The sequence below is a fragment of the Streptomyces sp. NPDC042002 genome (assembly GCF_055588305.1).
This window is the reverse complement of record NZ_JBVJCT010000025.1, coordinates 53749-66949: the sequence shown is the minus strand read 5'-3', so window position 1 is coordinate 66949 and position 13201 is coordinate 53749. Positions and strand designations below refer to the sequence as shown.

The window sequence follows — 13201 nt, the reverse complement described above, 5'->3', positions numbered from 1 at the left end:
TCAGATCCCCAGACAGCTGAAGGCGGCCCAGACGAGCGGGCTGCTGTGCTCTCTGCGGTCCGGCCACCCGGGGTCGTCCGCCGGAGCGAGGTCCTCGGGAGCAAAGAAGGCGAGTTCCGGGAACGCCGCGCACTTCTGCTCGTTCGTGCTGTCGCGGAGCCACGCCATGGCGCTGCCCATCGCGGCCGGCAGGCTCTTCCCCTCACTCAGCCAGTACCGGTAGGTCAACGCCATCTGCGCGGCGGCGGGCGCGTCCTCGACGGGCCACAGAGCGGCGATCACCGCGCCGAAGCCCGCCTGCAGGAATCCCGTGGCAAGTCCGACGACCTCCTCGGGGAGACTCTCGTCCACGCGGCCGCTGTCGCACGCCGACAGGACCGCCAGCCGCGCCGTGATGGTCGGCATCGCGAACATGTCCCGGACGGTGAGTCTTTCGCCGCCGACGAGGCTGAGCCCTCCGTCGAGCGGCCGCTCGGGGTGGACGTGAGCATGGCAGGCGAAGTGGCAGATCTCGACGTCCGCCAGTGCCAGTTGGACATTCTGCCGGGTGGCCGCCACGCCGTGGAGCTCGCGAACCCGCACCTGGGGCGGCAGGGCGACGCGGACCCGCTGGATCTCGGCCGCGGCCCCCGGCAGCGGCAGTTCGTCGCTCGGCGACGGATCGCGTACCGCGAGCAGCCCGCGCACCGATGCTCCGGAGGTACGGGCGACCGCGACGCTCAAGGTGCGGGCGCTGGGTGCCATGGCCACCGGTATGTCGTCGATCACGAATCGGCGTCCGACGGACGCCCGGGGGTCGGGGCGGGCGGCGGCGTGCAGCGGAAGCGTGCCGAGGGGGCCGTCGGGTATCAGGACGGCCGGAGTTCCGGGCCCCATCGCGCTGACCACCGGCTCCATCACCGACTCCCACAGCCTGCCGGTCAGTTCGTCCATGCGTCGCTCGGCTTCGTCCAGGTCGGCGTGTGCGACAGCGCCGCGCAGCACCGCCACCGCCTGCCGCTCGAAGTCGTCCGTCAGTCCCGGCAGTTCGACGGCCCGCACCGGCCGGTCGGCCGGACCGGGAGAGGGGGCGGGAACCAGGAGCGCGATACCGCCCCTGTCGGTGGCCGCCAGGTAGACCAGGGTGCTCCGGCAGACGTCCGCCGCGCCGGAGAGGTCCGTCATCGCGGGCGGGCGCAGGAACGTGCCGAAGCCCGGCAGCCTGCGGATGTCCCGGACGACCTCATCGAGTGCCCGCAGCCGGACGCGGTACGTCTCCCGGATGCCGTCGACCACCGGCAGGTCCCGCGGGCCCGCGAGGAGCCGCCGTTCGAGCGCCGTCATCTCCTCCGCCGCCCGACGGAAGCGGGACGACAGGTTCTGGTATTCGCTGGCCAGCAGCCTGAGAAGATCGGGGTGTTCACGCTGCATGGTCTCGGCAAGCATCACCGCCCGGCCGGTCTCCAGGATGGTGGCGGCCGCGGCGGTCTCGCCCCTCGTCACCAGCGCGAACGCCGTTCGTGACGCCAGCCCTTCGGCCTGGCGCAGGGGTACGGCCTTGTCGTCCCGGCCCAGTTGCAGGGACGCGATGTCGTGCAGCAGCGGCACGGCGATGCTGCCCGCCTCGGCGACCTCGTCCATCGCGCCGCGTCGCCAGGCCGACTCGGACCATACTCGTGCCGCGAGGTACACGGCCGCACGGTCGGAGTCCGCGTAGTCGCGACATACCTGCCGGCACAGCTCACCGGCCTCCCGCTGATGGGAGGCGAGCCGGGTCGCCTCCGCACGCGCCAGTAGGACGTCCGCCAGGCAGCCCAGTGCACCAGCCCTCAGCGGGGACTCGTCAGGGATGCCGTCGGCGGCGCGGCGCGCCAGGTCGACCGCCGCCTCCAGCGACGCCGCGTCGCCCGTGGACCGGGCGATCGCCAGGCGGCAGTAGGCCAACCGCGATGTCACACCGATCTTGGACCGATAGTCCAGGCCCGGGTGGTCCAGGGCATCACACAGAAACCGTTCGGCCGCGGTCAGGTCCGTCGCGTGCCGGCCGGGGTCGGTCATGTAGCGCTCCAGGAGCAGCATGCCGCTGAGCGCCATCGTCCCTCCCCGGTACTGCGCGGGCACGTTCTCGTCGTCGTTCTCCCGCAAGAGGTCCAGGGCGCGCGTCAGATCGGCGGAGGCGGCCCCGGAAGGCGCGCTTTCGTCCGCGCGATCGGCCCCCCGGCGGGCGTGATGACGAACGGCCAGAGTGAGCGCCAGATTGACCACGAGCGGGCTCCGCCGGACGACATCGTCACCGCACCGGTCGACTGCCTTTTGCTGATCTAGAATTGCCTGGTCGACATCCGCCTGCCGCGCATCGGACATGTATTCGAAGAGCGCGATGGTGGCCTGGATATCCGCCCCGATCACCGAAGCCGCATTCAGTCGCGACCCCGGTGCGACGGAATTCCCGGGCGGCTCGTCGGGCGTTTTCCGGAGCGCGGAGGCACGGGAAAGGTCTGCCGGGTCTCCCCGGTCCGCATAACGCAGTGCCAGGGCCTGGGCCAGATGGGCGGCGGCCCAGTCGGCCCGTTCGGGGTCCAGGGCGCGCCTCCCGAGGTCGTCGAGAACGACGATCGCCTCGTCCAGTCCGCCCGGGTCGGGCCGCGCGACTTGATGACGTGTGGCGAGCAGCACCGCACGGTTGGCCCGCAGGGTGTCACCGAAGCCACCTGCCGGCAGGTCGCGCACGGCCCGCTCCAGCAGGGCCAACGCCTCGTCCAGCAGTTCGGCGTCGCCGCCGAGGGTGAACGACTCGTACAGCCCTTGTGCCAGCTGACCGGCGGAAGCGGCCCATTCCTGACTTCCGTACCGCTCCCGGGCGAGGCCGTTGCGCCACAGACCCACCGCATCGTCGAGGTCTTCGCGCGTTCGGCGGGCCGCCAGCATCATCGCCAGGTTCCCCTGCGCGGTGCTGCACTCAGGATGACCGACCGGCAGGAGCCGCAGCACGGTGCAGAGGTGGTCGATCGCGGCGTCCAGATCACGTCGGCCGCCCTGACAGCGGTGACGTGAATACAGGGATATCGCGAGGTTCCCGAGTGCAATACAACGGGATTGAAGGTCGTTGCCTGCGAGCCGCAAGGTGCGTACATCCGCGGCGACCGCTTGGTCCACTTGATGACACGGTACGAAATCGTCGCGCGGAAGGGCCTCCCTGAAATCACGCATGCGACAACCCCCCGAATTGCGCACGACCGAGACTCGGCCATCCGGGAATCAAAGCTACTAATGAATTCAAGATCCCAGAACCGAACGGCTGTTTCTGATCGAATTTGACCCCAGCCGATCGACGTGTCGGTAACTCAGCAGCCGAGATCAGCCGTCAAGCGGGCCTGGAGGGGACGGGAATCTCCGGGGCCGACGGGTCAGCCCGCGGTCGTGCAGCGTCCGCCGTTGACGGTGAAGGCGTTCGGGGCCGCGTTTCCGTCGTGCCAGGTGCCGTTGAAACCGACGGCGAAGGAACCGCCCGCGGCGACCGACTTGTTGTAGTCGGCGGCGGTCGCGGTCACGTGGGAGCCGTTCTGGGCGACCGTGCCGTCCCACATCTGCGTGACCCGCTGGCCGTCGGCGAAGGTCCAGGCGATCTGCCAGGAGTCGAGGGCCACGGTGGACGTGACCGTGACGGTGGCCTGGAAACCGTCCGTCCACTGGTCGACGACGTGGTACTTCACCTCGCAGGAGGCGGGGCTCTTGGTGGAGTCCGGGTCCGGGGGATTCGTGGGTTTCGTGGAGTCCTTGGAGCCCGGGGTCCCGCTGGGGGTGCGGGCCGAGGAGGAGGACTTGCCCTGGGGTTCGGGGTCGGTGTTCGAGCCCGCGTCGGCGCTGGGGTCCGCGGGTTCGGGCGAGACGAGCGAGCCCGCGGCGCGGGCGGTCGCCTGCGGGGACGGCACACCCGGGTCGGCCACCGGCTGACGGTCGGCCGAGTCGCCGCGCGCGGAGGTGCCGGCGTCGCTTCCGGGGCCGAACGGCATCAGGGAGACCGTGAGCGCGAGGCCGGAGACGATGACGGCGGCGACGAGCAGCCCGGTGCGGCCGATCCGGGGCGCGGCCTCCTTGATCTCGGCGAAACCGGTGTCCACGGCCGTGTCCGTACGCCCGCCCGCCGTCCCCGCCTCGGCGGCGCGGCGCCTGCGCTCCAGATAGGCGAGGCCGCCCCAGCCGATCACCCCGCCCGCGAGCGCCGCGGGCAGTCCGCCGCCGTGCAGCCGCAGACAGGCGGCGGCCTCCGCGCACTCCACGCAGCGGGAGAGGTGCTGCGAGAGGTCATCGGGCGTGTCGGCGCCCGGCGAGCGGGTGACCGCGTCGAGAAGCCTGGCGTAGCTGCGGCAGTTCGTGTCCATCGGTGTGTCGAGGTGGTTGCGGTGACAGCGGTCCCTGAACAGCGTCCGCACCTGGCCGAGTTCCTCGGCGGCCGCCACCGGGTCGAGACCGAGCCGCCGGGCCACCGCGGGCAGCGGGAGCGCCTCCACCTCGACCAGCCACAGCAGAGCCGCGTCGGGTTCCTGGAGATCCCTCAACCCCCGCAGCGCGATGGGGCGGTGCAGCGGAGGTCCGGTGTAGCGGTCGGCCTTCTCGGAGTTGAGCCACAGCCTGAGGTCGGGGTCGAGCCGGTGGCCCTGGCCGTGCGCCTCCCAGGCGGCGGCGGTGGTCCGAACCGAGTTCAGCAGCAAGGGAATCCGGGGCAGCCGGGGGGTTCTGCGGCCCGTGTTCTTCGTGCGGGCCATGACCGAGCGCGCCTCATGGATGCCATGGGTGAACGCCTCGGTGGCCAGTTGGGTGGCCGCGGCGGAACCGGACGTGCACAGATCGGCGTACGACAGGACCGCGTCCCAGCATTCCGAGAACAGCGCGGCCTCGGCGGCATCCTGAGGGGTCGGCAGGTCTGACATGGGGGGCTCCTGCATCGATTGCTTCCATGTGCGACGTCGCACAACGCCCAACTCGCCCTGATTCGGCTGGAGTTGGGGACCGTCTCGACAACGGGCCAGAGCCTTTCACGGGTTCGACACAACTGACAAGCGACGTAGTCACATATCGCGGTCGCGCGATCACACGGTGGACCGTCCGACTCCGGTCGCCCCGAGTGTCGTACGGAACGCGGGGCGGGAGGGACCGATCGCTTCAACTTTCACAGGACCTGCCATTCCCCGGGCAGGGCAGCTCGCGGTACGAGCGCGGTACGGGCTCGGTGGGACGCGTACGGCCCGGACGTACGGATGACGTCCGGGCCGTGCGGGGTGCGCCTCGGGGGCGCGGGTCACACCTGGGAGGCGGGCTCCCGCGCGGGAAGGCTGTCCATGAAGGAGCTGACGGAGAAGACCGCTCGGCCGGGACCGGGCTCTCCGTATCCGGGCGGTGACTTGAGACCGAAGTCGTCCATCGTGGCGCGGTAGGCCTCCAGCAGACGGATGTGGTACTCCAGCGGCGCGCCGTGCGGGTTGGCCTTGCCCAGCGGGGTGGTCGGCTCGGGGCACCAGGTGGTGAAGCGCGGCGTGATGCCGTGCGACATGAAGAAGCGCAGGCCCTCGGTCGTCGACGCGATGGCCTCGTCGACCGTGGTGAAGCCGAAGGGCTCGGCCATCTCCACGCCCGCCACGAAGTTGGGGATCACGTTGCGCGCGCCGAAGACCTCGGCGGAGTCGAGGATGCGCTTGTGCCACTCGTCCCTGCCGACGTAGCGCTCCTTGCCGGGGCAGTACAGCTCGAACAGCCGGCGGTCCCACACCTCGTAGTTGGGGTGGTAGATCTGCACGCCGTAGTCCTTGAACCGCTGCACGTCGTCGCGCGGCAGCGCCTGGGCCACCACCTTGCCGATCCACCGCCCCGGGAACCGCTCCTCGATGGCCTTGGCGTAGTGCCCGTAGAAGTCGGCCTCGTCCCGCCCGGCGACCGTCTTGGTGATCGCACCACCGGTGAGGGTGTACGCCGTCGACGCCTTCGCGGTGTCGTAGCGGTCGATGATCTCCAGCGCTTCGAGGACCTCCTCGACGTCCTTCACGCCGGTGTACGGGCGGCCGGCGGCCTTGTGCTGGCGCCAGTTGTGGTTGATGTCGCAGTACTGGCACTCCTCCTTGGCGCCGAAGTACTGGCACACGCGGAAGACGGTGAGGTAGATGAGGTACCCCCACTGGATCGTCGGGGCCACCTCCATCACGGACTTCCCGTTGGAGAGGGTGTGCCGGTAGTACTCGGGCATCGGCGGCACGCCGACGTCGGAGATCCTCTTCCCGTCGAGGTAGAGCCCGAGGACGCCCTCGTCGTCGGCGGCGACGCGGTACGGCGAGGCGGGATTGACGCGCACGGACACGACGGTGCGCCGCAGGTCGTACGGGCCACCCGTGAGGATGATCTCCTCGGGCGGGCGCCGCAGCGCGGCCTCACCGAGCTCGGGCAGGGTGCCGTGGTCGAAGGAGAAGATGAAGTACGACTTCGGCTTGACCTCGCCGTTCTCGTTGTCGCTGAGGGCCGAGGCGTCGAAGGCCACGCCCCCGCGGAGCAGGTCCTCCTTGATGACGGCTTCCCGCGGCACGTGCGGGAACCGCTCCATCAGATCCTCGACCAGCGCGGTGCGGCTGCCCATCCCGTTCTCCTCGCTCTCGACCTGCTTCGTCTGTCGCTTCGTCTGTCGTGTTCGACTCCTCACGGTATGCCCCCGCTCGGACATCGGCCGTGCCGGGTCCCCTCGCGCCGCGCGACGCCCGCCGCGGCGCCGGATCCCGTTTGCCCCGTCCGGGCGCCGCTGCGAGAGTCCTCGCCATGCCTTCCTTCATCGCGTACGACAGGACCGAGCTGGCGTTCGACACCTTCGGGGACGGCTCACCGGTGGTGTGTCTGCCCGGCGGGCCGATGCAGGACTGCGGGTATCTCGGGGACCTGGGCGGGCTGTCCGCGCACCGGCGGCTGATCATGCTGGACCCGCGCGGGACCGGTGGGTCCGCGATCCCGGCGGACCCCGCCTCGTACCGCTGCGACCGGCTCGTCGACGATGTCGAAGCGCTGCGCGAGCACCTCGGGCTCGACCGGATGGACCTGCTCGCCCACTCCGGCGGGACGAATCTGGCGCTGCTCTACGCGCAGCGCCATCCGGAGCGCGTGGCGCGGCTCGCGCTGATCACGCCGAGCGTCTACGCCGTCGGGATCGAGATCACCCCGGAGGTCAGGCGGGCGACTGCACTGCTGCGCCGGGACGAGCCGTGGTTCCCGGAGGCGTTCGCGGCGCTGGAGGCGATCGTCGCCGGGAACGGGGACGCCGACGCGTTCCTGGCCATCGCCCCTTTCTGGTACGGCCGTTGGGACGAGGCCGCGCGAGCGCACCGGGACGCGGAGGACGCGCACAAGAACCACGAGGCCGCGGCCCGCTACGCCGACGGCGCGTTCACCCCGGCCGCCACCCGGGCGGCGCTCGCCCGCCTGGCGTCCTCGGTGCTGGTGCTCGCCGGGGAGGCCGACCTGAACTCCCCGCCTCCCGCGATGGCCCGGATCGCCGCCCTGTTCCCGCACGCCGAGCTGGTCGTCCAGCCCGGCACCGGGCACTTCCCGTGGCTCGACGACCCGGAACGGTTCGTCTCCACGACGGCAGCGTTCCTCGCCCGGCCCGCTCGCCGGGGACTCCCCACCGGCGCCGTACGACCCACCGTGTGAGGCGCGCCGGGTGGGGCACCCCCGGCAGGCGGCACGCGATACCCGGCCAACGGCCACCCCTCAAGCACCCCGCTCGGGGGACCCGCCCGAGCACCCCGCCCAGGGGCAGCACAAGCGCCCCGCTCAAGCGGCCCGCTCCAGGTCCTCCAGGTCGATCCGGAACTCCGGCTCTCTCCCCGACAGGAGGCGTTCGGTCTCGTTCAGCACGGTCTGGCCGAGGCGGGCGACCTCGTTGCCCTGTGAACCCGCCAGGTGGGGCGTGATGAAGGCGTTCGGGAGGTCGTGCAGTGGGGAGTCCGCGGGGAGCGGCTCGGGGTCCGTGACGTCGAGGATCGCGCTGATCCGCTCGGCGCGCAGCGCCTCGACCAGGGCGTCGTGGTCGACCAGGGAGCCGCGTGCGGTGTTGATGAGAACCGATCCCGTGGGCATCAGCGCGAGTTCGCGGCGGCCGATCAGATGCCGGGTCTCCGGAGTCTGCGGGGCGTGGATCGTGACGATGTCACTGCCGGCGAGCAGGGCGTCGAGCGGCAGCAGGGGGACGCCTAGAGCGGCGGCCCCTGCCTCGTCGACGTAGGGGTCGGCGAGGCTCACCGCCAGGTCGAAGGGCCGGAGCAGTTCGATGAGACGCCTGCCGATGCGGGAGGCGCCCACGATGCCGACGCGGCGGCCGAAGTTGCCGACGCCGGGAAGGATCTCTCCGTAGGGGAAGGTCCGGTCGGTGCGCAGGCGTTCGCGGTGGGCGAAGACGTCCTTGCCCGCGAGCAGGATCATGGCGAGCGTGTACTCGGCGACGGGCAGCGCGTTCGCGGCGGCGGCCGACGACACGACGATCCCGCGCTCCCACACCGTCGGCGTGGCGAAGCTCTTGACGGAACCCGCGGCATGCAGCACGGCCCACAGCTTCGGGGCCGCGTCGAGCGTGCCGGCGTCGAGGACGGGGCACCCCCAGCCGGTGATCAGGATCTCGGTGTCGGCGAGGCGGGCCCGTACCCGTGGATCGGCGAAGTCGCCCGCCGCCAAGGAGAGATCGATGTCCACCAGCGCGCGCAGCCGGGCGAGTGTGTCCGGAGGGAAGATCCGCGTCACGTTCTCGGCGGTCATGGCGAACATCGCCACAGGCCGCTCGGACGCCATCACCACAGGACGCTCGGGCAAGGAGGTGGCCTTCCGGTTCGGTGACGCCGACGACAGCAACCGCTCTCCAAGGTAGATCGCGCCACGTGAGAGGGTCAACGGCAGGTCTGCCACCTCGGCGGACCGGCAAGGTACGTTCCCCGGGTGGTCATCGCACGGGCCACGTACGGCGACTTCACGGGAAGGGACGACAGGGATGACTCGGACCCTGACCAACTGGGCCGGCAACATCACGTACGCGGCCAAGGAGCTGCACCGGCCCTCCTCGCTCGACGCGCTGCGCGCGCTGGTCGCGGACAGTTCCCGGGTGCGGGTGCTGGGCAGCGGGCACTCGTTCAACGAGATCGCCGAGCCGGGCGCGGACGGCGTCCTGTTGTCGCTGACCGCGCTGCCGCCCGCGGTGGACGTCGACACGACGGCCCGTACGGTACGGGTCTCGGGCGGCGTCCGGTACGCGGAACTCGCCCGCCTGGTGCACGAGCAGGGGTTCGCGCTGCACAACATGGCCTCCCTCCCGCACATCTCCGTGGCGGGCTCGGTCGCCACCGGCACCCATGGGTCCGGGGTCACGAACGGGTCGCTCGCCTCCGCCGTGCGCGAGGTCGAGCTGATCACGGCGGACGGTTCGGCCCTGACGATCCGCCGGGGCGAGGCGCGCTTCGACGGCGCCGTGACCTCGCTGGGCGCGCTCGGTGTGGTCACCGCGCTCACCCTCGACCTGGAGGCGGACTTCGAGGTGAGCCAGCATGTGTTCACCGAACTCCCTCTGGAGGGACTGGACTTCGAGACGGTCGCCGCGTCGGCTTACAGCGTGAGCCTGTTCACCGACTGGGGGCGTCCCGGCTTCCGGCAGGTGTGGCTCAAGCGGCGTACCGACCAGCCGCTGCCCGACTTCCCGTGGGCGGTGCCCGCGACCGAGGCCCTGCACCCGGTGCCGGGCATGCCCGCCCGCAACTGCACCGAGCAGCTGGGCGTCCCGGGGCCCTGGCACGAGCGACTTCCGCACTTCCGGGCCGAGTTCACCCCGAGCAGCGGGGCCGAGTTGCAGTCCGAGTATCTGCTGGCGCGCTCGGACGCCCTGGCCGCGCTGCACGCCCTGGACGCGATCCGCGAGACGATCGCGCCGCTGCTGCAGATCTGCGAGGTGCGGACCGTGGCAGCCGACGACCAGTGGCTGAGTCCGGCGTACGGCCGGGACACCGTGGCTCTGCACTTCACCTGGGTCGAGGACACCGAGGCCGTCCTGCCGGTGGTACGGCGGGTCGAGCAAGCGCTGGAGCCGTTCGGACCGCGTCCGCACTGGGGCAAGGTGTTCACCGTGCCGCCGATGGTGCTGCGCGAACGGTACCCGCGACTGGCCGAGTTCAGGGCGCTGGCCGACGAGCTCGACGCGGCGGGCACGTTCACGAACGCCTTCGTGGGGGACTTCCTCCACCCCCTTTCCTAACCCCTTGTCGAAAGTCCCCGGCAGGCCATAGCCTTGCGCAGCGCCGGGGCCGACGGGCCTCGTCAGGGCACGGACGACCGGGGGAAGCGATCGGTGCCGTGCCGCCCCGGGGCGATCCCGGACCCCGGCCCGAAGATCTGGTCGGCCGACGCGCCCGGCATCCGGTGCGCGGAAGCGAGGGGGAGCCTCATGAAGCGCGGTACATCACGCGACATCCGCACCGCGAACCGGTACGAGGTGCTGCGCCAGATCATCGCCGAATCCCCCACCTCGCGCCAGGAGTTGGCGGCGGCGACGGGGCTCAGCCTGGCCACGGTCGCCACGCTCGTCGGTGAGCTGCTCGACCTCAGGATGCTGACCGAGGTGGGGTTCGAGGACTCCGCGGGCGGCCGGCCCCGGGGGCTGGTGGCGGTGAACGCGGCGGGGGGCGCCCTCATCGGCGTCGACATCGCGGAGACGTACGTCCGGGTCGAGCTGTTCGACCTGGCCCTGAACGTGCTCGCCCGCGCCGCCGAGGACATGCGCCCCGGCGAGAGCCGCCCGGAGCAGGTGGTCGGGCATGTCGCGGCCGCCGTCGGCTCGGTGGTCGCGCAGGCCGGGGTGGAGGGCGCGCGGGTCCTCGGCGTGGGGGTCAGCGTCCCCGGGCAGGTCGACCGGGACACCGGGATCGCGGAGTACGCGCCCAACTGGGACTGGCACGACGTGCCGTTGCTCGATCTGCTCGCGGAGCACATCGCCTACCCCCTGTACCTCGACAACCCGCTGCGGGCCTGTGCCGTCGCCGAGTTGTGGTTCGGCGCGGCCCGCGGACGCGGTGACGCCGTGGTGGTCAACCTGGGCACGGGCGTGGGCGCCGGTCTCGCGCTCGGCGGCGGACTGCACCGCGGTGTCAGCAACAGCGCAGGCGAGTGGGGCCACACCACCCTCGTGCTGGACGGCCGGCTGTGCCACTGCGGCAACCACGGCTGTGTGGAGACGTACGTCGGGGCACCCGGAATCATGCTGAATCTGCGGGAGTCGAGCCCCGGGAGCGCTCTGCTGCACCCGGAGGACCAGACCGCCACCATCGACGCCCTCGCGGCGGGCGTCGCCGCGCAGGACCCGGTCGCCCTCAAGGTCGTACGCGACACCGCGCGTTACCTCGGCGCCGGGATCTCCGACCTGGTCAACCTGCTCAACCCCGAAGTGGTCGTGCTGAGCAGCTGGGTCGCGGCCACGCTCGGGGAACCGCTGCTGCGCGAGGTGCGCGAGGCCGTCGCCCGGCACGCGCTGCGGCGTCCGCTCGCGGCCACCGAGATCGTCCTCTCCCCCATCCCGACGGACCCGGTCTGCCTCGGCGCGGCCACGTTCGCCCTCGAAGGGGCACTCCAGTCGGTCGGCCAGCGGCCTGCCAAGCAGGCCGCTCCCGCGAGGAGCCGCACAGCACCTCAGGCGTGACGACGAACGCGACACGATCAGCGCGGTCCGCTCCAAGTAGAGCCGTGTTGCTGTGAGTTGAGCATCCACGGTCCACCGCGACGGTGGACCGCGGCCCGGCACGTCCGGTATCCCGAACCCCCCGCAACGCTTCGCGCCGACTTCGTCCAACCCCTTGCCGAAGCCTTAGTAGAAGGTTAACGTCCCGCACCGCACCGCGAATTCGAGCCGCAGCCGCACTCAGACCGCATCGAGGACAAGGACGTCACCATGTCGGCATTGAGCAGCAACTGGGACCGTCGATCCGTACTGCGGGCCGCCGCCGGCCTCGCCGCCCTCGGGCCGCTGGCCGCATGTGGCAGCAACAACGGACGTTCCGGGGGCGGGAGTTCGGGCAAGGAGCTGGTCCAGTACTTCCACGCCTACGGGGAGGCGGGCACCGAGCAGGCCATCAAGAAGTACGCCAAGGCCTACGACAAGGCCCGGGTGACCACGCAGTGGATCACCGGCAGCGACTTCGAGAGCAAGCTGTTCGCCTCGCTGCTCACCAAGAACGCACCCGATCTCTTCGAGTTCCACCCGCAGATCCAGCTCGTCAGGAGCGGCCAGGTGGCGGACCTGAGCGACATCATCGATCCGGTCAAGGACGACTTCAACCCGGCCGACATCGCCTCGCACACGGTCGACGGGAAGATATACGGCGTCCGGATGATCGACGACCCGCAGTTCTTCTTCTACCGGCCCTCCCTGCTGGAGAAGGCCGGCGTCAAGGTGCCGACCACCCTCGACGAACTCATCGAGGCCGCCGCCAAGTTGACGACCGGCAAGGTCAAGGGCCTGTTCATCGGCAACGACCTGCACGCTGTCATCAACCCGATGATCTGGTCGGCGGGCGCCGACACCCTCGACTCCAAGAACCAGATCGCCTACCACACCGAGGGGGTCAAGGAGGGCCTGAAGAAGATGCGGGGGCTCTTCACGAGCGGCCATCTGCTCCTGGACGCCCCGGCGGACTACTGGGACCCGTCGGCGATCAACCAGGGTCTGTGCGCCATCCAGTTCTGCGGGATGTGGGCGATGCCGCAGATGCAGAAGGCGCTCGGCGACGACATCGGGGTCTTCGCCTTCCCGAAGGTCACCGACTCCGGCAAGCCCTCCGTCTACAACGGCGGCTGGTCGATGTTCGTCAACGCCAAGGGCAGGAACGTCGACCTGGCCAAGGAGTACGTGAAGTGGCTCTGGATCGACCAGAAGAAGTACCAGGAGGACTGGTCGCTGTCGTACGGCTTCCACATCCCGCCGCGCACCTCGCTCGCCGCGTCCGCCACCAAGCTCGAGTCGGGGCTGCCCGCCGAGGGCGTCAAACTCTTCGGTGAGTACGGGCACTTCGACAACATCGGCTGGACCCAGTCCATGATCACCGCACTTGAGGACGTCTTCGCCAACTGCGTCCGCAAGGGCGGGGACCCGGAGGCCGCGCTCGACAAAGCCGACCAGACCGTCGACCGCGAGCTCAAGAAGCTCTTCGGATAGACCGACGGA

8 protein-coding genes are annotated in these 13201 nt (G+C 70.7%); 4 read left to right on the top strand and 4 right to left on the bottom strand.

The genetic code is table 11. The features are described 5' to 3' along the window. The 3 genes from ACZ6KY_RS29085 to ACZ6KY_RS29075 form a co-directional block, all read right to left on the bottom strand. Positions 1-3135, bottom strand: a complete 3135-nt coding sequence (locus ACZ6KY_RS29085) for a CHAT domain-containing protein (RefSeq protein WP_469313234.1) — start codon at positions 3133-3135, stop codon at positions 1-3. A gap of 251 nt (positions 3136-3386) precedes the next feature. Then, positions 3387-4910, bottom strand: coding sequence for a cellulose binding domain-containing protein (locus tag ACZ6KY_RS29080; protein ID WP_469313233.1), 1524 nt, complete (start codon positions 4908-4910; stop codon positions 3387-3389). 368 nt (positions 4911-5278) lie between these two features. Continuing rightward, entirely contained in the window at positions 5279-6601 is a 1323-nt protein-coding gene (locus ACZ6KY_RS29075) for a radical SAM protein (RefSeq protein ID WP_469313232.1), read from the bottom strand. A 176-nt stretch (positions 6602-6777) separates the two neighbouring features. On the opposite strand from ACZ6KY_RS29075, the gene ACZ6KY_RS29070 reads away from it, so the two are divergent. Then, complete coding sequence (locus ACZ6KY_RS29070; RefSeq protein ID WP_469313231.1) at positions 6778-7662, top strand: alpha/beta fold hydrolase; 885 nt, start codon at positions 6778-6780, stop codon at positions 7660-7662. Between the two features lie 123 nt (positions 7663-7785). On the opposite strand, the gene ACZ6KY_RS29065 is transcribed toward ACZ6KY_RS29070, so the two are convergent. Continuing rightward, on the bottom strand, positions 7786-8796 hold the full coding sequence (locus ACZ6KY_RS29065; protein ID WP_469313284.1) for a hydroxyacid dehydrogenase: 1011 nt from the start codon (positions 8794-8796) through the stop codon (positions 7786-7788). Positions 8797-8992: 196 nt separating this feature from the next. Between ACZ6KY_RS29065 and ACZ6KY_RS29060 the strand changes: the two genes are divergently transcribed. The 3 genes from ACZ6KY_RS29060 (at position 8993) to ACZ6KY_RS29050 (ending at position 13192) form a co-directional block, all read left to right on the top strand. Continuing rightward, on the top strand, positions 8993-10243 hold the full coding sequence (locus tag ACZ6KY_RS29060) for an FAD-binding protein (protein ID WP_469313230.1): 1251 nt from the start codon (positions 8993-8995) through the stop codon (positions 10241-10243). Between the two features lie 189 nt (positions 10244-10432). Continuing rightward, complete coding sequence (locus ACZ6KY_RS29055) at positions 10433-11680, top strand: ROK family transcriptional regulator (protein ID WP_469313229.1); 1248 nt, start codon at positions 10433-10435, stop codon at positions 11678-11680. Between the two features lie 249 nt (positions 11681-11929). Next, entirely contained in the window at positions 11930-13192 is a 1263-nt protein-coding gene (locus tag ACZ6KY_RS29050) for an ABC transporter substrate-binding protein (protein WP_469313228.1), read from the top strand. Positions 13193-13201: the final 9 nt, after the last annotated feature.